The sequence below is a fragment of the Microcoleus sp. D3_18a_C4 genome, from assembly GCF_036702415.1.
In the GTDB taxonomy this organism is placed as follows: Bacteria; Cyanobacteriota; Cyanobacteriia; order Cyanobacteriales; family Microcoleaceae; genus Microcoleus.
This window is the reverse complement of the sequence record NZ_JAUBTI010000014.1, coordinates 22,508-42,663: the sequence shown is the minus strand read 5'-3', so window position 1 is coordinate 42,663 and position 20,156 is coordinate 22,508. Positions and strand designations below refer to the sequence as shown.

Below are 20,156 nucleotides of genomic sequence, written 5' to 3'. Positions count from 1 at the left end.
CTAAATAATAAAGAATCATATCATGTCCGATCGCCCATAATACAATTGCCGGGGCGGGTTTGTGAGATTGTCCGTTTTTGGCAAATATTATTGGTGAACCCGCCCCTACAGGAATCAGGGTAATCGACCGGACATGATATCAAGATTAACTTGCGATTAGTTCCAATAGCTTTTCAGCATTATTCACGCTTTCCATATCGTAAAGTTCCCGGTTGTAACAAACAATTTGTGCTACCAACTTTTGATGATATTGCTGAGCTTTTGCCAACATAGAACCCTGGGAACGCCGATAATTGACAACTACTTCTCTCGTTCCCAAAAATGGAATATTGTGCTTGTGGCAGTTAACCCAAAACTCCCAATCTTCGTAACCTTCCTTCATCCCCACTTTGTACCCCCTGACCAAATCCAAAATAGATTTGTGATAGAGTGAAGACGGGTGAATCATGTTAGATTGCTTGATATTTTCGGGAGAATACAACTCGTAACTGGGTACTATGCGATTTTCAGTGCCAAACATTTGATAAGAACCAAATGCTACGCAAGGTACATTTGATTTTAAACATATTTCTAAAAGGTCAGTCAAGGCGTTTTCAGCTAGGATATCATCGGCATCTAAAGGCATAATGTATTCACCTTTTGCGGCGGCTATGCCCGCATTTCTAGCATTTGAAAGCCCTTGATTTGTTTGTTCTACAAGCCTAATTTGATATTGAGAATTGGCTACTATTAAATTTTTGGCAACTGTGCTGGTAGTATCTAAGCTGCCGTCGTTGACAATGATAATTTCCCAATTTTTGTAAGTTTGGTTAATCACGCTAGTTACTGCTTGCAGCAAAAAATGAGATTGATTGTAGCAGGGAATAATCACAGATACCAAAGATCCATCTCCCAATTGTGGCGAGGGTGCAACTTTTTTGACACTTTCTGATTGTAAATTCGGTGCCGATTTTCTAGCAGTTTGCAAGCTGTAAAAATAAATTTTGGGATGGACGATCGCTAATTGATTCAGATCGGTATTTTGATATTCATTTACTAACCTCGGATATCCCGGCAAGTATTCTTGTTTAACAAAAATCAAGATATTCTGAGCGTACCAAGGCTCTACTTTGTCATTGTTCCATATTTTTTTTCTCAACCCGTCAATAACTGCATAGCCGTTTTTCTGAAAGTAATAAACCCAATATTGTGGCCACTGTTCGTTAACGTGTTCGACGCCTCCTTGAAATGGTATCGCAGCCGAAAACAGAATCACCGGTGCTAGTTGAGTGAGAGAATTAACAAAATTTTCGGCACAGGTAGCCGGCAAATGTTCGGCAACTTCCAGAGAAATTGCTAAGTCAAACTTTCTGTTTATTTGCAGCGGTTGCTTTAAATCGGCGGATTGGAACTGATTTAAAGGAATTTGTAAAATAGTGCGATCGACATAATCGCCATCTATTCCCAAACAATCAGCAATTCCCAACTTGTGAAACGCAGCTAACCAACTTCCCGTACCGCAGCCCACATCCACCACACTTTTAGGTAAAATCGGTGGCAGCAAGTCTAACAGCAGGGGAATAATTTCTCTAGCAGAAGTGCGAGTTCCTTCTCCGATTAATTGGTAAAAATCTCTTGTATAAGATGACTGTTGGTTTTGATTAGTTTGGGTGGCTGTTTGAGAATTAATGGCCTCTAAACTGCTAATATTGTAACCGTGCAAATGTGCTGGCAACTGCCAGGAAATATTGGGGTCTGGTTGATGTTTTACTGGCTCGACCTTGCCCCGCCAAGCAGCCCCCATAATTTGCATTGTTTGATATACTACCGTTTGCCATCCCCTTTGCTTCAAGTAATCTAAACCTTTACCAACATCGGGCGCTGTTAAGTCGTGAAATAAAATTATTGCATCTTCCTCAGCCAATTTTTCACACGCAATGGCATCATTGAACGGGCCATCACCTCCGTGTTCTCCGTCAATAAAAATTAACGACCATTTGCGGTTGAATTGAGCGGAAAATTCTTCGACTCTTTGGGGGCTGTAGCCTGGTATTAGCTCGACTGATGTTTGAACGCCCGACGCATTTAGAGCACCTTGAATTGAGTCTATTACGCTTTGTCTAATGTCCTCTCTTTCTAACAACGGATCTACGACATCTAACGCAACTCCTGCCAGGGCTAAGTGACAGGCAGACCACCCTAGCCAACAGCCTATTTCTAATGCTTTTTTCCCTTTGAATTGCAGAGCAGTATTGTAAAGAATATGTGCTTCGTCGCGACTGAGAAATCCGACTGAATTAGCACGGCGATCGACATACCAATTGTGCTTGATTTCCCGGCGCAAATAAGGCCACGGACAAGTCTGAGTATCCCCAATAATCATGTTGGGAAAGTACGCATCTGGGAGAACAACTTTCAATCCGGGCGAGACATAATCTCCGGCGGGCAGCAAAGTATTGTTTGTAATTTCAGATAACGGCGGTAATGTCATTTTTTTTGGTATTAAATTAGGAGAGTTGGGCTTTTTTTTCGGTTGGTAACGGAGACTAATTTCTATTTGATTTCCGTCCGTTGTTGCTAAGTTTACCAAGTCGTGTTTGTGACCAGTCATGTGCAGAATGCCGATCGCCTCCTGTGGCAAATACGGCTCCACAAAACAGCCTCGCTGCTTGTCCCAAACGGGCAAACCAAAGTTGCAGCTCCAGTTGCACCGAGCCGGCAGCATCTCTGTTTTGTCAAACATTTCAGTGCCGTAAACTAACCGATTTAAAGCTATTTGGTCGGTCATTAAAGAAACGTGCTGCTGCAATCCTTGCTCCAGATATTCTGCCCAAATTTCCCAATGGGGGGCGTCTTTTTGCAGCGCGAAAATACCTGCATTTATGGTTGGATAGCTGTGCAACCGTTCGGCTACTTCTTCGCCAAAAGCGGCCTGATAATCGCGGTAAACAAATTGCCAGTACCAAGGCAGTTTGCCGTAAGCTAAATAATAACCCCGGTCGAGTTCTGCAACAACTCCTAAACCGCGTTTAGCCGCGCCTTTAACTAACAGTTCAACAGCTTGCCAATCTTGCACCCAAGCATCGGCATCTATCCAAAGGTAGATGTCAAAATTGGGAAAATATCGACGGAGAAACGGACGCGCTAAAAGTCCTTTGAGATAGTGAGGGGCTTCATTTTGGCCAGGAAAGTCAAAGTCCCAATCGGGCTTTTGAATAATATTAACTTGTGTTTTTAACCACTGCAACTGTTCGGGAGTGCAGCCGAGATCGAAAAAGCCGATCGCCACATTTTCACCCTCTGGTTGTTCCCGCACCGATAAAATAGTACCTTGCACCAATTCAAAGTAATTTGCATCGGCCGCCGTGATGATGATAATCTGCATAAATAGTAACGGGTGCATCTCGTTGGGTGGGGGCGGGTTTATTTAACCTGTTTGCACCGTTGAGGGGAAGGGGTGAACCCGCCCCTACAGGCTGCTTGAAAAGTCTGATTAAATTATAGGGTAGAGTAGGGTGCGCCGAAGCACCGCAATATTCATAAAACTATACTATCGAGACGATCGAGGAGGAATTGTGAAAAACCACAAAGGGAAAGTTTATCTAGTCGGTGCGGGGCCCGGAGATTGTAACTTGATGACGGTGCGATCGCACAAACTGCTATCCCAAGCCGAAGTCTTAATCTACGATGCTCTCATCGACATCCCGCAACTCGAATTAATCCCAGCAACTTGTCGAAAAATCGAAGTTGGTAAACGCGGCGGCAAACCTTCCACCCAGCAGCAAGAAATTAACCGTTTGCTGGTCGAAAATTGCCAACTAGGAAAACAAGTGATCCGCTTAAAAAGCGGCGATCCGTTTATTTTTGGTCGTTCCAGTTCCGAAATTCAAGCATTAATCACAGCGGGCTGCGAGTTTGAAGTAATACCCGGAATTTCCTCCGCCTTAGCCGCACCTTTACTAGCAGGAATTCCCCTCACAGATCCGGTAATGAGCCGCTGTTTTGCAGTGATGAGCGCCCATGAACCCGATGCTTTGGAATGGGAAGCATTAGTGCAGATAGAAACTTTGGTAATATTGATGGGAGGGCGCAATTTAAGCGAGATAATTTGGCAATTGCAAAAGCACGGACGATCGCCCGAAAATCCGATCGCCATTATCCGAGATTGCGGCCGCCCCGAACAGCAAATTTGGCTCGGTACTCTCTCCAACATTGTACACCAAACAGCAGGTCAATCTCTGTCGCCTTGCGTGATCGTAATTGGGGAAGTAGTCAGATTGCGCGAATATTTAATCCAGCCCGAAAGCACAAATATGATCGATACACCTGTCACCATTAATAACAGCAAATTGCCATTAGCAGGAAAAACCATTTTAGTCACGCGATCGGTTTCTCAGTCTGCTGAATTTAGCGATCGACTCCAGCAACAAGGAGCCCGCGTGATCGAAATGCCCGCCTTGGTAATTGGGCCACCGTCCACTTGGGAACCATTAGACAGTGCGATCGCACAATTGTCAAGCTTTCACTGGTTAATTCTCACTTCCCATAACGCTGTAGACTGCTTTTTTCAACGATTACAAGCAAAAGGCAAAGACGCCCGCAGCTTGTTTGGCATTAAAATCGCAGTTGTCGGGAAAAAAACAGCCGAAAGTTTGCGATCGCACTCTCTACAACCAGACTTTATTCCCCCCAACTTTGTCGCCGATTCCCTAGTCGAGAACTTCCCCTGGCAGGGCGGGCACGGGGGCACCGCCCCTACAAACTGCAAGATTCTATTTCCCAGAGTAGAAAGCGGCGGCAGAGAAGTTTTAGTTAAAGAATTAACCGCCAAAGGAGCGCAAGTAATAGAAGTGCCAGCTTACCAATCTTGCTGTCCCGAAACAATCGCTCCGATCGCCCTATCCGCACTCCAAAATCAAGCCGTAAATATCATAACATTTGCCAGTTCCAAAACTGTGCATAACTTTTGTCACCTCCTAGAACAAAGCCCGGAATTGTCCCTGTCTAAGGATTGGTTAGAAAGCGTTTGCATCGCATCCATCGGGCCAGAAACTTCTAAAAGCTGCCAAAATTTATTGGGTAAGTTAGATGTGGAAGCTAAGGAATATACCTTAGATGGATTGACTGAGGCGATCGTTGAATGGGTTACAGAATATCAAAGATATAACAGTCGTTAATTATCTAATCTGTAGGTTGTAAAATGGTTATAATACCACTTTAAAAAATCCGGGTAAGGACACGACACTGCCGTGTCCCTACAGATGCTCGCTTACAATCTCTCGGTTGCAAAACTTTGATGAATTAGGATAAAATAGTTGTAAAATAACTAGGAGGAAATATGACCGCAAAAGACCAACTTCTTCAAGAACTAGACCAAGTACCAGAACCTATGTTGAAAGAAGTGCTTGAGTTTGTACTAGCCCTGAAGGCAAAACAGCCTGTAAAATCAGAAAAAAGTGATGTTTGGAAGGCTTACCTAGCATCTAAAAAAGAACGAGAGGAGGTTTACCGTCGCCTTGCCAACTCCTAAATTTCTATCTTTAGATGAAGTGCTAGAACTTCATGACGACCAAATTTCAAGCTTTGGTGGCACTCCCGGCGTCAGAGATGAAGGCTTGTTGGACTCGGCTTTGGCTCAACCGCAAGCAACTTTTGGCGGTCAATTTTTGCATCCAACGATTAGCGAACAAGCTGCCGCCTATCTCTATCACATAGCGATGAATCATCCCTTTATTGACGGCAATAAACGAACGGCTTTTGCAGTGACAGATACCTTTTTGCGTTTAAACTGAGATCTTGCACCATTCTCAATTAGCCGTAGGGGCGGGTTCGCCAACAGCCTTAAAGCTTGCAAATAGGTTCTATAAACCCGCCCGACCCCACGAAAAATCCTCTTATTGATATTGCTGCAAGATGTCAGCTTAAATGGTTGCGCTCTGAATTTGACCGACGATCGAGCATATGATTTAGTCATGCGAGTCGCACGGGGAACGATGACTAAGGAAGAATTAAGCACGGAGTTCGACTCATGTATTGTTTAGTTTTAATAAGTAAGTGGGACCGCATTCATTGAGGTTAAGTAAGGTGCGGCGTACTCACGCTACATTGAAATAGCGAATCGCGGAACAAAAAAGCGAGTAAAATTATCACTAAAGAACAAAGCCGAGATCCTTTGCGTCAAATCAGTAATAAAACTAAACAGAAAAAAGCACAAACCGCCGATCGCCCTTCCTCCACCAAATCCCGCTACCCAGCTACAAATTAGCAATCGCCATGAATATAAATTTTTCTCGTTACGACACCTTAACCACCCTGCTAGCAGGAACTACCGCAGCCTTAACCATAGTCATCAGTCAGCCCGCGATCGCCAAAACCCCCCAAGAAGTCGCCAGCATTGCCGGGCCGCTGACAGTACAAATTAATAGTTCCCTCGGAGACGGTTCTGGCGTAATTATTGCCAAAAACGGCAAAACTTACACAGTTTTAACAGTCAATCACGTCGTAGAAAAAGCAGACGTGAAATACACCGTTCGCACGTCTCAAGGCAAAAACTATCAAGCAACCTCCGTCACCCGTTTGCAAACCGCCGAAACTGACCCGGATTTAGCCGTAGTCAAATTTGAAAGCCCCGAAGAATATCCAGTCGCGACGATCGCAGATTCCGATCAAGCCGTCATCGGCAGTCAAATCTTCGTTTACGGCTATCCCGCTACGGGCGGACTTTTCGGCGCCCAACGAGAACCAGAGCTCTCTCCGGGACTCGTTACCAGCCGCCCCAGCAACCGCCCGGAAGGTTACACTTTGCGGTATCAGGCCGTAACCTGGAGTGGCATGAGTGGCGGCCCAGTTTTTGACTCCGAAGGCCGAGTTATCGGTTTACACGGACAAGGGGAATTCGGTTTCGCGCAAACGAGTTCCGGCGAAGTCGCCCCGATTAAAACCGGATTTAATGCAGCAGTTCCCATCAATACATTTATCGCGAAGCTAGTGGCGGCGGGAATCAACAAATCCGAGTTGAAAGTAGACAATACTCCCGCAACGACCGGCCCCGTATCCACCGCCAATCCGCAAGACGCCCAAGCCTATTATTTTCGAGGACTTTCGCTGTTAGATCAAGGAGATGCTTGGGAGGCGATCGCCGATTTCAACAGAGCACTCGCTTTCAAGCCCAAATATACCCCTGAATTGTATTTTAATATCGGTAATGCCCGCACTTTCATGACCGCCAGCGCGCCCCTACTCGGTCCCACTCGCGGTTCCAATGCTATTCAAGCATACACGCTGGCGATCGAAGCCAATCCCGGTTTTGCCGACGCTTACTACAACCGAGCTTTAGCTTACCTGGACAACCAAGACCAACCGAAAGCAATTGCCGACTTTCAAAAAGCAGCAGAACTTTACAAGCAAGGCGGCCGAACCAGCGCCTATCAAGACGCAATTAACAGACTCCAACAGTTGCAATAAACTTACCCTTTAAGAGTTCAAACATCAAAATGAAGCTATTCATTTTGATGTTTGAATTTCCAACTAGGGTAATTAATATAATCAGCAACTACCATGAACGTAAATTTTTCCCGTTTCGACACCTTAACCACCTTGCTAGCAGGGACTACGGCTGCCCTAACCATAATCATCAGTCAGCCCGCGATCGCCAAAACCCCCCAAGAAGTCGCCAGCATTGCCGGGCCGCTGACAGTACAAATTAACAGTTCCCTAGGAGACGGTTCTGGCGTAATTATTGCCAAAAAGGGCAAAACTTACACAGTTTTAACAGTCAACCACGTCGTCGAAAAACCCGATCTCAAATACACAGTTCGCACCTCCACAGGCAAAAACTATCAAGCAACCTCTGTCACCGGGCTGCAAACAGCCGAAACAGAGGCGGATTTAGCCGTAGTCAAATTTGAAAGCCCCGAAGAATATCCAGTCGCGACGATCGCAGATTCCGACACAGCCGTCATCGGCACTCAAATCTTCGTTTACGGCTATCCCGCTACGGGCGGACTTTTTGGCGCCCAACGAGAACCAGAACTCTCTCCCGGACTCGTTACCAGCCGCCCCGGCAACCGCCCGGAAGGTTACACTTTGCGGTATCAGGCCGTAACTTGGAGCGGCATGAGCGGCGGCCCAGTTTTTGACTCCGAAGGCCGAGTCATCGGTTTACACGGACAAGGGGAATTCGGTTTTGCTCAAACGAGTTCCGGCGAAGTCGCCCCGATTAAAACGGGATTTAATGCAGCAGTTCCGATCAATACTTTTATGGCGAAACTGGCGGCGGCGGGAATGAACAAATCCGATTTGAAAGTAGACAATTCTCCCCCCACCGCAGTTCCCCTATCCACCCTCAACCCAAAAGACGCTGAGGCCTTTTATTTTCGAGGACTGGTGCACTTAGATGAGGGATCTACTTTCGAGGCGATCGAGGATTTCAACAAAGCACTCTCTTTCAATCCCAACAACACCCCGGAATTGCATTTCAATATTGGTAATGCCATCACCATCGCCAGCACTCCCGATACACGCACTAACCCGATTCCAGCATACAGGCGGGCGATCGAAGCCAATCCCGGCTTTGCTGATGCCTACTACAACAGGGCTCTAGCCTACCTAGATCAAAAAAACAAACCGAAGGCAATTGCCGACTTTCAAAAAGCGGCAGAACTTTACAAACAAGGCGGAAGAACCAGCGCCTATCAAGACGCGCTCAACAGAATCAAGCAATTGCAGTAAAATTAGAAGTTAAGAATTAAGAATTAAAAATGACTAATCCCATTTTTAATTCTTAATCAAGTTCATAAAAACAGCAGGTAAATAACAATGACTGCTATCACCTTAAACCTCAATTCCTTCATCAAACTAACTTCAGAACAGTTTTATCAACTGTGCGAAGAAAACCCCGATTTGAAACTCGAACGCAACGCCAACGGAGAATTAATTGTCATGCCGCCAACCGGAGGAGAAACAGGGAAACGCAACTTAACAGCAGGCGCTCAACTCTGGACGTGGAACGAACAAACCGAACTCGGTGAAGCCTTTGATTCCTCAACAGGATTTACTCTGCCTAATAAAGCCGATCGCTCTCCCGATGCGTCTTGGGTAGAAAAATCCCGCTGGTCAGCTTTGACACCTCAACAAAGAGAAAAATTCATCCCGCTTTGTCCCGATTTTGTCCTTGAATTAGTCTCGCCCAGCGACAGTTTGAAAAAGACTCAGGAAAAAATGCAAGAGTATATGGAAAATGGCTGCCGTTTGGGTTGGCTGATTAACCGCAAAAAACGCGAAGTTGAAATTTATCGCCCCGGTCAAGATGTGGAAGTTTTACAATCTCCTCTCACCCTTTCTGGGGAAAATGTTTTACCGGGATTTGTTCTCAATTTGCAAAAAATTTGGAATTAGCAGAATTCACTGATGAACCGTTGAAACCCTTATTTAAGCGTTGGTTTACGGCTGCGGAGCCTTTAATGTACCCGCAGCAAACCAAGCGGGTAAAGAGATTGGGAATTATTCGAGATATAGCCACTCCTTACAGCACTATAGCTTCTTTGTCCTTAAACTCGATAACTAAACTGGATTCGGGAGCAGAGGTCGAATTAAATCCATAATTTGGTCATACTTAAAGTTATTGAGAGAATCAATTAGCGAACTGGAAAGGGTTGATTTAGATGGGGGAATTTGTTTGATTAGCTCGTTCATGACTTCAGGATCAACATAGTAGGCAGCTTGATACATTTGTTCTAACCACTGAGAGGACATCACGGCTAAATCTTCTGGAGATAAAGAATCAACCAATAGTTTTTGGGAATCTTTTCCTACAACTTTGTAGATGTACTCTACTCCCAAGTGTTGAGCGAGTTTGTCAAAGACTATCCGTTCCTGAAATGGCTTGCTGATAAAGTCGTCACAACCAGCCATAAGAGCTTTCTCTCGCTCTTCTTCAAAAGCACTGGCAGTTAAAGCAATAATGACAGTCTCTTGTCCCTGAGAGTGTTCTCTAATGCGTTTGGTAGCTGTGTAGCCATCCACGATCGGCATTCGTAGATCCATCCAAATCAGGTGTGGGGACCAACTTTCCCACAGCGATAGTGCTTCAACTCCCTGTGTTGCTTCGCGCACCTCAAAACCGACTGAGGTAAGGAGTTTGACCAATAAGCGGCGATTTTCCTCTACATCTTCAACCACAAGGATGCGGTAAGTTGGTTGTCCTAGAGCTATACCAATCACTCTTTGTTTAAGCAATTCTGAAGCAAGGCAGACTGTTTGAGGTAACTTTACCCCAAGTTCAAAGTAAAAAATGCTGCCCTGATTCAATGTGCTTTGAACCCGAATCTGACTACCCATGAGTTGGACAAATCTTTGGCTGATAGCTAGACCTAGACCAGTACCTTGATTCAATTTATTCCCAGCTTCAGCTTGCACGAACGCCTTAAATAAGCCCTCAACTTCTGTTGGAGCAATTCCCACTCCAGTATCCTCAATTTCAAAATATAGGCGACAGGACGTTTGGTCGCTCTGTTCCGATCTTAGTCGTAAGGTGACGCTTCCTTGATTAGTAAACTTAATCGCATTACCGAGCAGATTGAGTAAGACTTGATACAGTTTTTTCTCATCGCTATGCACAAAATTGGGCAGATGGGGGTCTCGCTCGACAATTAGTTTCAATCCTTTCGATTTGGCTTTAATTTGCAACATTTCTTCAAGAGAAATCAGCAAAAATTTGAGGTCAAAGTCAGAAAGAGAGAGTGTCATCTGTCCGCTCTCAATTTTGGATAAATCTAAAATGTCGTTAATCAATTCCAATAAATGTTCCCCGCTACGATTGACGATCGCCAAATCTTGTTGGAGTTCGGGAGTCAGAACAGGATCGTAACTCATCAATTGCGTAAATCCCAAAATAGCATTGAGAGGAGTACGCAGTTCGTGGCTCATATTGGACAGGAACATACTTTTGGCTCGGTTTGCGGTTTCTGCTGCTTCTTTAGCTTGCTGAAGTTCCAACTCGGCTTGTTTGCGATCGCTAATGTCAATTAAATATCCCAAGATTTCCACTGGTCTACCTGCACTATCTCGAATTAGCCTGAGTTGACCGAGTATCCAGCGATAAACGCCATCTGAGCGACGAAGACGGTATTCATGGAAATAAAAATCATTGACGAATAGATTCTCTAAGCCATTAAGCACTCGTTCTAAATCATCTGGGTGTAAGTTATGCACCCAAAATTCAGAATTTTCTAAAAAAGTAATGCTTTCATAGCCCAATACATCTTTGACATTTTCGCTGATGAACGTTGCTGGATAATCGCCATCAGGTTGACTGCTAAAAATAACGACGGGGCTGTAGTTCAGGAGAAAGTTGAGGCGATTTGTGGTAGCTTGCAAAGCTTGCTCAGCTTGTTTGAGTTCTGTCACATCCTCCTGAACGGCAACATATACAGTTCCGTATTCAGGATGCTCAAACCTGGATGTATGAACTCTGCACCAAAAGAGAGTTCCATCTTTTTTCTTATTGTAGACTTCATATTTGGCTTCTCCGTTCTGATTGATTTGAGTGACAATATCTAGAAAACTTGCGTCTGGTGTTACCTCTGTATCGATATAATTCAAGACACCAACGGGTTGACCTGCGAGTTCGCCATTTGTGTAGCCAAACATAGCGTCAAATTTGGGATTGGTGTAGACGATCGTGAAATCTGAGGCTTTAATTAAACACACTCCACCTGCCATGTTATTCATAATAACACTCTGAAGCTCTAGCGTCTTTTGAGCTTCTTTGCGAGGGGTGATGTCTTGGATTTGAGCAATAAAATGCCGTGATTTTCCCTGTTCATCTTGTACTAGCGAGCCATCCAGAAGAATCCAAATTATATGTCCTTGTTTATGGAAATACCGTTTTTCCAGTTGGTAAGTTGAAATGGTTCCTGCTAAGAGTTTATCTCTATAACTAATATCCCCGTCTAAATCATCAGGATGGGTAATGTCTTGGAAAGTTAACGATAACAACTCTTCTGAGGAGTAGCCAATAATCTGACATAAGGCAGGATTGACTTTAACCCAGTGCCCATCAAGTGAAACGATCGCCATTCCAATTGACGCATTTTCAAACGCATTGCGAAACTGCTCTTCACTGTTTCGTAATGCCACCTCAACTTGTTTGCGTTCGTTTTCAGCCCGCTTGCGATCGTTGATCTCCTTCTCTAAGGCTTGATTTGTCGTAATAAGTTGAGCTGGACTAGGTAAAGCTAAGGCTGATGGAATTAACAAGACTAGCTCAGATGCAGTATATATAGAAATCAGAGCAGTAATAGCTTTAAGTCCTCCCGAAAGCCAATAAGTAGGAAACCAAAGCGTCCAAATTTCCATGATATGAGTTGTACCACAGGCAATTATGAAGGCGCAAAACAGAAAAAATACTTTCTGAAATGGAATATCTGGGCGCTGTCGCACAAAGTAGATTAGCATGATTGGGATGGAGTAGTAAGCTAAAGCAATTAAACCATCGGATAAAATATGTAATCCTACTAAGTTTGTTTGCCAGAGATAGCAGTGACCATGAGGAATGAATCCTGCCGTCTCAAAAAATTGTGTAATCATACCTAACCTGCATTATTGATGAGTGCTGAAGTGCTTAGCGATTTAGTTCTGCCATTGCCCGCTTCATCGTCGAAGTTTTACCGGGAAAACCAGTTTTGAGTAGGGAGATGTCAAATTGCCAACCTAGCAGCACGAGACATCCGATCGCAATGACGAGTAGACTTGCCCTTTAAGAAATGTGCTTGTTCATAAATCGGCTGCTTGGGTTGAAAAAAGGTTCTCCTAATGTTACCCGAAACGAAGAAGGGCAACCACAGGGAGATTATCCCTACCTCAACAAGTCAGATTTTGTAGGGGCTGTGCCAGCGTGCCAGTCCTCGAACTCTGCTCACGCAGGACTTCTTTGTGCCTAAAGTGAGTTTCTAACCTAATAATTCAACTATACTCTTATTTATAGGGTTATATTCCTCTGACCAAAAAGTATAGAAAGGAGTAGGATTCTCGATACAAGTAGCGATAGAGTTAGCGATCGAAACTTTTTGATTGAATTATCATAATTTATCTGGGCTAAAAGTTTTTAGTAAAGACTTGTATACGCTCAATATTTCTGGCGCTAGCAGTCTAGTTGTTTGAAATTTTTCGGGTTCCATTTTATCCAGTTTTCGATGTTGAGGTCGCGGTTTCTAGTGTGAGTTACCGCACTTTTTTAGGTATTCCCATCCTCCGAGTTTTGCGATTTGTTCTCTCCCGGTTTTTTTGCCATCCATAATGCAATTTTTAGCCGACTCGCCTCTGCCTCAATCGGGCGATTCTCCTTTGAGACTTAAACGCACTACTTCTAATTGTTCTGCCTTGAGCAAAACATGGCTGGGACGTTTTTTAGAGGCTGCTTTTTGAGATGAATCGCTCTCTTTCCGTGCTGATTGTAGCTCTTGACTATTTCTCACTTCATAATCATAATTAATTCCGATTACCGCTGCTTCTTTAATAGTCCAGGAGAGGGCAATTAACCTGACGTAATTGCCAGCGACGCGCTGCTATCGGGTTAGTTGCCGAACTCTGGACGATGCTTGAGTTCGGAGTCGCTCAAGTAAGGTTCTAGATGTGCTACTATGCCTCATCTTTTTGTTTGAACTATTAACTGAGGAACACGATTGTAGCTCCTTTCCTCACCTGCCCAGATATCGATCGCCCGCCCAAATATCGATCGTCCGCCCATGTCTCGCCCGCCCAGAGCTCGATCGCCCGAAACGTCCTGCCTGATATCAAACAGTTTTGAAGCTTAACCATACCCTGATTCCATCAGCCATTAACGATCGCTGGCGAACAAGCAGGTGCGGGCTGAGTTTCTTTTCGCCATCATAAAAAAGGGGGTAAGTAACCCGGATTTGGTATTAGTCATGAGTCATGAGCCATTAGTCATGAGTGAGTTTGGCCGATCGCACTCTCGGACTTCAGAATTACCAAGGCGAACCGATCATGGTAAAAGCAGCCCAATAATAAGGATGCGAGAAATTTCGATCGCCCCTGGCAGTCAACTCCGACGGCAAAGGCAGAGCTTGATTGTTGCCCGATCGTACCAAATAACCATCTTGCAACCGCGCTTCGCCCCGCAACATCGCCAACTGCGCTTGCCGCAAAGCCTCAGCCTTAATCGGCGCTGTACGCAACTCCTGGTAAAACTCAGTCATCAGCCCCAAAGTAGCGACATCGCTGACATACCACAAACTCGCCAAAGCTGATTTTACCCCCGCGTGCACCGCCAACCCTGCAAACCCCAACTCAGCTTGTTCGTCCCCCACCGCCGTAGTACACGCACTCAAAACCAACAACTCCACCTGCGGGTTAGATAACTTCAACTGATCCAACTGATCCAACCGCAACTTAGTATCCCAAAACTGAATGTAAGAATTTTGGGCTCCCCCAGGCTGAAAATCGCCGTGAGTAGCTAAATGAATAATTTTGTATTGCGGTTGATTGCGCTTCTGCTTCAAATTTGCCAAAGTAAAAGCTTCATTGAGAAAAGACGAACCCGGCCAAATCTTGCCCACAATTGTCGATATTTCCAGCGGCACCGCAGGCAAAGGATTTTGATCGTATTTTGCAGGAAAATTCGACGCACCCATCGCTAACACTTCAGAACCCTTAACATCGGCATAGCGAGTATCAGTTAAACTCAAACTCGGAATCAGCCCCAAACTGTACTTTTCTACCAAAAACTGCTTGCCGTCGTAAAGAGCAGCCAAAGGCAAAGTTCGCAAACCGACATCCATCGAAAACACCAAGGTGTCAATCTTGTTAGCCTCCAATTCCGGTTGCAGCGGTGCAATTAACCACTGGTAAAGTTCCTCGGCAGGTTCCTTGTAGTCAGCAGTATTCAATCTCCTGGGACTTCTGATAGCATTAGTGAATTTTTTAGCAACTTGCAGGACTGTCTCGCGGCTTGCAGGCACGCTTTTAAAAACATTTTTGCCGTCTGGCAATAACAACACAAGTTCTAAATGTTTTTCTTTCGCCCACACGTAAAGGATGGCGGGTTTAACCCCAGTCAACTGATTGACGCTGCTGAGAGTATCTCGAATACTTTGCTGCGTGACTGACTTTTCAGTGACAGTGCCCCCAAAGTAACGTTCAAATTCCCGGCCCTGAGTTCTATCCCTTTGCTGCACTGCGTCGATCGGATTTATGGGCGCGATCGAACTCGATCGAGAAATCTCAGGAACCCTCACATTCCCCATACTTTCTGCTGTTACCGCACTCGCCGGCTTCTGTGCAGTTGCCGCGCTACGGTTTTCTGTCGCTGCAGGCGCGGCAAAATTGTCTTGTAACACCGACGGCGACAGCACTACCGGGCCGGCCGCAGTCTGGTTCGACTGAGCCTCAACAAAGACAGCAGCAGGTTCTGGCGAGACATTTGCGTTAGTGCTCTTGGGCACCGGCGCTGCGGGGCCGATGCTCACCTGAGTCACAATTTGTTGAGAATTGGCTGTAGTTTTCAGTTCCACGCTGGTAGTTGGTGCCGGACTCGGCACGATCGCCAGCGATCCGATCGCAGTTGAGGAAGTGGCAGTGTTCGACTTCGAGCTTCCCGTCCCAACAGTCGCCGCCGTGCAGGTTCCCGACGGGCAAGTGCTTTGCAGCAGCGTCTGTGAACCCGATCGAGCCAGCCCGTCTGTAGAAATGCTGACCTGGGCGCGTTCAGCAGCCGTTCCTGTTCCCGCAGCCCGAAACGCTCCCCCAGCCTCGATTGCCACATCGCCGCCCGTATTGCCGCGAGCTTTGATCGAAACAACTTCAACATCTTTCTGGCCGGTAATTTGGCTCGAACCCGCACTTCCCGATTGCGAACTCGAGTTGATCACCCCTGTAACGATCTGGCCTGGCGCCGCAATCGAAATATCTCCCCCGCTTCTAGCACCAAAAGCATCGATGTTGCCGGTTTCTACCGCACCGGCGCTGCGGATATTGATAGGCCCCGCCACCCCGGAAGTTGAGCGAGATGAAACCGTACCCGCAGTCAACTTGCCTTGACTGCTAGTGATGTTAATCCCCGCAGTCGAGGTAACGTCTCCGACGGCTACAGTACCGCCCATCAGAGAGATGGTGGCGTTATCAGTGCCGACGATCGCACCCGTTCCCACGATCGCGCCGGTGCCCGACGGCGATTGAATCGTCGTCGGATCTTGAAATGTCACCGCTACTGGCGTTGAATTCGGCGTTGAATTGGGCGCTGGAGAACCAATCGAGATCGCACCGCTACCGTCAGAACGTCCGATCGCGATCGAAGCAAACCCATTGCGAAAAGTGTTCAATTCAGCAGCAGTCAAGTTCAGAGCTTCTGTATCGCCAGAACCTTGAATTATAATATTTTGACTGGGATCTGCCGGTTGCAGCACCAGATTGCCCTTGCTGGCGATCGAATTTTTGTCACCCGTCAAGTCAATTTCGTTGCCGGTTAAAGTAATATTTCCCGGTGTTTTCGAGCCGCCAGCTTCGATCGCGCCTGCCGTGACTCCATTGGGTCCCGTCAGCGTCACATTCCCCGCGCGATCGCCCCTCGTGTCGATCTGCCCTGCCGTCACCGTGCCCTGTGCGGTAACACTAACATCTCCCGCCGAATTGCGTATATCTTCGGAAGAATTGACAGAAGTGTTAATGGTGCGGGCAGTGCCAGTAACTAGCTGACCGGTTGTGACATTGCCTGCGGTGCTGACGATGCGAATTTCCTGATTGTTGGTAGTGATATTTCCGGTACGGATATTGCCGTCAGCTTTGAGAGTAATTGAGGCATTGTCTGCCCCTGTCAGGGAACTTGTGGTAGTGATTGTTCCCAAACCCGCTGGCGATTGAATAATTAGCGGATCGTAAAATGTGAAATCGTTGGCCATCAGAATTGAACCGATACCGTTGCTGCGGCCGATCGTAATTCCAGCAAACCCATTTTCCAAACTTCCGAGGTCGTTTGCCGTCAGATTCAAATAAATATTAGTGCCGACATCTCCAGAACCGCCGATCGCAATATTTTGACCGGGACTCCAAGGTTGCAGTACCAAAAAGCCAGTACCGCTGACTGAATTTTTGTCGCCTTTGAAATTAATTTCATTACCAGTCAAAGTAATGTTTCCAGAGCCCCCTGCTACGAAGCTCACTCCCAGAACATTTCGAGCCGTCACAGTTACATTACCCGCCGCTTCCGGGCCGCTGGCATCAAGTTTTTGGGCCGTTACGTTCAGGCCTTCGATCGCAATATTCCCGCTGCTGCCGGTGCTGGGATTGGATGAAGAAATATTGTTGGCAACAGTCGAACCCGGACTAATCAAACTAATATTTCCGCCGTTACTCGACAAATTGCCCGCAGTAATTTGACTTCCCTCCAGGGCGATCGCACCGCCAGCCGTGCTAATTGTATCTCCAGAATTCATCGAAAAAGCACCCGCACCATTGCGATCGGCATCTGCTTTCAATGTTACCGAACCAGTAGTTGCTTGAAAGCTCAACTGATTGTCCGCCAAATCAGCAATTGTAATATCATTGAGCGCTTCGAGAACCACATTTGACGTAGCCGACATCCTTTCCAAAGCTGTAGCCGAAATTGTCAGCGAAGGCTCAGAATTGTTTTCCTGTCCTGGTGGCGTTCCTGTTGCCAAAATATTATTGTTGGCAATTATTTCCGCATCGCCCGCAGCTTCTGGGGAATCTGTAATGAAAATATTTTTAGGATCTAACAGCAAAGTCCCCAAACCGTTTGTCCCAGAGGTATCAACAGTACCGTTAAAAATCAATCTTTGCTTGCCCGAAACTTCCACAAACCCCCCAACCCCTGCGGTTCCCGTTGCAGAAACGCCATTTGCGCTGATGCTGCCCAAAAATGCTGTTGTGTTGTCAGCCCAGACAAAAACTCTGCCGCCGTTGCCTGATTCAGTTGCGTTGGCTGCGATCGAACTTTTGCCATCCACGTAAGTCATCCTGGCATTCGGCACAGTTCCCTCGCCTCGGTAATCTCCCCCGATCCGCACCGTTCCGCCGCCGTCCGGCCCCGAAGCCTCAATCTTCGCTCCAAACAGCCCTACCTTGTCGCCCAACACGTTGACGCTTCCTCCGACGCCCCCCCTGGCAGACACGTCCGCAGAACCCCCTACCAGCGCAGTTCCAGCCCCTCCAGGCACTGTTTGGCCGCCTGTCAGTACGACTTCACCTTGAGCGTTCGTAGTTATACCCGTAGCGTTTGCCACGCCGGGGCCCGAAAGCAGCCGAGGTAAACTCAGCGGAGAGAAGGGAACACCTTCGGAACCCGACACTCCGGCTGCTGGAGAAACTTCTAAACTCAGCAAAAGTCCGTTTTGACTCAACCGCACCAGATTTTTGCCCGGAACAGCCGCCACAGTAATTTGACCGCCTGGGGCTGAAAGTTGCCCTGTACTGATGACTGTACCGCCCAGCAAAGTCAAATTTTGCTCCGCGCCGACAGCCAAGTTACCGGCATTGACAATACTCGCCGGCTGTGTGCCAAAAACAAAAGCATTCGGCGTTCCGACGAGGGCCGCGAAGTCGATCGCCCCAGTACCGTTGAACCAGCCGTTGTCAAAACCGATACCGCTAGCGGTGGTAGCCAAAAAAGACCCGGACACATCGAGTCGGGCATTTGTTCCGAAGATAATGCCTGCGGGATTCATCAGCAACAAATTAGAATTGCCGCCGCTAACTTGAATTAGGCCGTTAATTAAGGAAGCGTCGCCCCCGACAACGCGGCCGAGGATATTTTTAACGCTGGGGTTGGAGATGAAATTGGCAGTTTCGCCAGCATTCAGGCCGAACCGAGTAAAACTGTGGAACAAATTTGCTCCGTCTCTGGAGGTAGTGCCGCCGTTAATGTCGTAGCGAGGAGGCGACACTGTACCTGGGGCGGTGACAGCGGTTCCGGTGCCGTCTGGGGCTGGAGTAATAGATTGTGCCGCAGCAATTTGAGATTGGGGATAAATTGCCACGAGTACCCATCCGTTGCTGTTTTCTTTGAGGAAAACCAGGTTGGGGAAAAAATCTAATATCAAAAATCCAGCAAGGGGAATTGCTGCCAGAATCGATCGCACAGCACGTTGAGCATTCATAAGTTTGCCTCGATCTAGACCTTAATTCGAGTTTAAAATTGAGATTTTAGTTGACATACTCCCCAGCCTGAAGGCGTGGGGATTCTTTACGCTTCATTGACGGACGCTACGCCCGGTAGTCTTACTCTGTCTCGACGTACATTTAGAGTCGTGCCGATGCCCCAGGCCAACTTTTTCTATATTTACCGAAGCGTTTTCATCTCGGTCGTGTTCTGCACCGCAATTTAGGCAAAGTATAGAACGCACAGACAAATCAATTTTTCCCCATTTATATCCACAATCAGAACAAGTTTGGCTTGTAGGCTCCCATCGACTAATGATTACGAACTTGCGTCCCTACTTTTGAGACTTTGCCTCAACTAAGACCCTAAACTCTCTCCAACCTTGCTGGCTAATTGCTCTAGACAGTTTACGGTTTTTAACCATTCCTGATACATTCAAATCTTCCAAAACAATAGTTTGGTTTTCGCTAACTACTTTGGTTGATAGTTTGTGCAAGAAATCTTTGCGAGTATCAGCAATCTTGTTGTGCTGTTTGGCAATTTGAATACGGGTTTTGCTTCTTCGTTTAGAGTCTTTCTGTTGACGCGCTAACTTACGCTGAAGTTGGCGAACCTTGCGGTCTAGCGCTTTATAGCAGGGGCTTACAGCTTTTTCACCGTTGCTCATCACAGCAAAAGTTTTAATACCCAAGTCAATCCCGACACTTGGGTTTTTGGCGTCGAGTTGAACGGGTTCTACTTCTACTACAAAGCTCAAAAAATAGCGGTTAGCGCAGTCTTTAATTATCGTAACTGAGCTAGGCTCTGACGGTAGCTCTCTAGACCCAATCGGCTTGACAATACCAATCTTTGCTAAATAAACACCCTGCCCCTTGACTGAAAACCCACCGCGAGTTAGTCTAGCTGACTGACTAGAGGTGCGTTTTTTGAATTTAGGGTAGCCAACCTTTTGCCCCTTTCTCTTACCTTTACAGGAATCGAAAAAATTCTTGAAGGCTGCCTCTAAATCAGCTACCGACTGCTGCAAAGGAATTGCCGACAC

The 20,156-nt window shown here is 46.5% G+C and carries 13 protein-coding genes; 6 read left to right on the top strand and 7 right to left on the bottom strand.

The features are described from left to right. Positions 1–145: 145 nt before the first annotated feature. Positions 146–3,364, bottom strand: coding sequence for a glycosyltransferase (locus tag QUB16_RS09750; RefSeq protein WP_333315768.1), 3,219 nt, complete (start codon positions 3,362–3,364; stop codon positions 146–148). Between the two features lie 190 nt (positions 3,365–3,554). Between QUB16_RS09750 and cobA the strand changes: the two genes are divergently transcribed. The 6 genes from cobA to QUB16_RS09720 all read left to right on the top strand — a co-directional run bounded on the left by cobA (position 3,555) and on the right by QUB16_RS09720 (position 9,375). After that, positions 3,555–5,156, top strand: a complete 1,602-nt coding sequence (gene cobA, locus QUB16_RS09745) for a uroporphyrinogen-III C-methyltransferase (protein WP_333315767.1) — start codon at positions 3,555–3,557, stop codon at positions 5,154–5,156. Between the two features lie 161 nt (positions 5,157–5,317). Next, positions 5,318–5,509, top strand: coding sequence for a DUF2281 domain-containing protein (locus tag QUB16_RS09740; protein ID WP_333315766.1), 192 nt, complete (start codon positions 5,318–5,320; stop codon positions 5,507–5,509). After that, positions 5,496–5,771, top strand: a complete 276-nt coding sequence (locus QUB16_RS09735; RefSeq protein WP_333315765.1) for a type II toxin-antitoxin system death-on-curing family toxin — start codon at positions 5,496–5,498, stop codon at positions 5,769–5,771. The genes QUB16_RS09740 and QUB16_RS09735 overlap by 14 nt, the downstream gene beginning before the upstream one ends. A 481-nt stretch (positions 5,772–6,252) precedes the next feature. Continuing rightward, complete coding sequence (locus QUB16_RS09730; RefSeq protein ID WP_333315764.1) at positions 6,253–7,443, top strand: tetratricopeptide repeat-containing serine protease family protein; 1,191 nt, start codon at positions 6,253–6,255, stop codon at positions 7,441–7,443. Positions 7,444–7,536: 93 nt separating this feature from the next. Further along, positions 7,537–8,709 (top strand): tetratricopeptide repeat-containing serine protease family protein, encoded by a 1,173-nt coding sequence (locus QUB16_RS09725; RefSeq protein ID WP_333315763.1) that lies wholly within the window; start codon positions 7,537–7,539, stop codon positions 8,707–8,709. An 87-nt stretch (positions 8,710–8,796) separates the two neighbouring features. Beyond that, positions 8,797–9,375: a Uma2 family endonuclease gene (locus tag QUB16_RS09720; RefSeq protein WP_333315762.1), complete on the top strand. Its 579-nt coding sequence runs from the start codon at positions 8,797–8,799 to the stop codon at positions 9,373–9,375. Between the two features lie 165 nt (positions 9,376–9,540). Here QUB16_RS09720 and QUB16_RS09715 read toward each other — a convergent pair whose 3' ends face one another. From QUB16_RS09715 to QUB16_RS09690, 6 genes are all read right to left on the bottom strand, one after another. Then, on the bottom strand, positions 9,541–12,567 hold the full coding sequence (locus tag QUB16_RS09715) for a PAS domain S-box protein (RefSeq protein ID WP_333315761.1): 3,027 nt from the start codon (positions 12,565–12,567) through the stop codon (positions 9,541–9,543). Positions 12,568–13,304: 737 nt separating this feature from the next. Beyond that, the gene (locus tag QUB16_RS09710; RefSeq protein WP_333315760.1) at positions 13,305–13,454 is read right to left on the bottom strand and encodes a hypothetical protein; all 150 of its coding nucleotides are present in this window, start codon (positions 13,452–13,454) and stop codon (positions 13,305–13,307) included. A gap of 190 nt (positions 13,455–13,644) precedes the next feature. Continuing rightward, a complete protein-coding gene (locus QUB16_RS09705; protein WP_333315759.1) occupies positions 13,645–13,797 on the bottom strand; it encodes a hypothetical protein in 153 nt (50 codons plus the stop codon). A 170-nt stretch (positions 13,798–13,967) separates the two neighbouring features. Continuing rightward, positions 13,968–19,112, bottom strand: a complete 5,145-nt coding sequence (locus QUB16_RS09700) for a CHAT domain-containing protein (RefSeq protein WP_333315758.1) — start codon at positions 19,110–19,112, stop codon at positions 13,968–13,970. A gap of 93 nt (positions 19,113–19,205) precedes the next feature. Next, positions 19,206–19,430 (bottom strand): zinc ribbon domain-containing protein, encoded by a 225-nt coding sequence (locus QUB16_RS09695; protein WP_333315807.1) that lies wholly within the window; start codon positions 19,428–19,430, stop codon positions 19,206–19,208. An 18-nt stretch (positions 19,431–19,448) separates the two neighbouring features. Next, complete coding sequence (locus QUB16_RS09690) at positions 19,449–20,156, bottom strand: transposase (protein WP_333315757.1); 708 nt, start codon at positions 20,154–20,156, stop codon at positions 19,449–19,451.

What these genes read in the sequence shown, in the direction of transcription:
- QUB16_RS09750 (WP_333315768.1), bottom strand. Translation starts at nt 3,364, where the DNA reads ATGCAGATTATCATCATCACGGCGGCCGATGCAAATTACTTTGAATTG.
- QUB16_RS09740 (WP_333315766.1), top strand. Translation starts at nt 5,318, where the DNA reads ATGACCGCAAAAGACCAACTTCTTCAAGAACTAGACCAAGTACCAGAA.
- QUB16_RS09730 (WP_333315764.1), top strand. Translation starts at nt 6,253, where the DNA reads ATGAATATAAATTTTTCTCGTTACGACACCTTAACCACCCTGCTAGCA.
- QUB16_RS09725 (WP_333315763.1), top strand. Translation starts at nt 7,537, where the DNA reads ATGAACGTAAATTTTTCCCGTTTCGACACCTTAACCACCTTGCTAGCA.
- QUB16_RS09720 (WP_333315762.1), top strand. Translation starts at nt 8,797, where the DNA reads ATGACTGCTATCACCTTAAACCTCAATTCCTTCATCAAACTAACTTCA.
- QUB16_RS09715 (WP_333315761.1), bottom strand. Translation starts at nt 12,567, where the DNA reads ATGATTACACAATTTTTTGAGACGGCAGGATTCATTCCTCATGGTCAC.
- QUB16_RS09705 (WP_333315759.1), bottom strand. Translation starts at nt 13,797, where the DNA reads ATGGTTAAGCTTCAAAACTGTTTGATATCAGGCAGGACGTTTCGGGCG.
- QUB16_RS09700 (WP_333315758.1), bottom strand. Translation starts at nt 19,112, where the DNA reads ATGAATGCTCAACGTGCTGTGCGATCGATTCTGGCAGCAATTCCCCTT.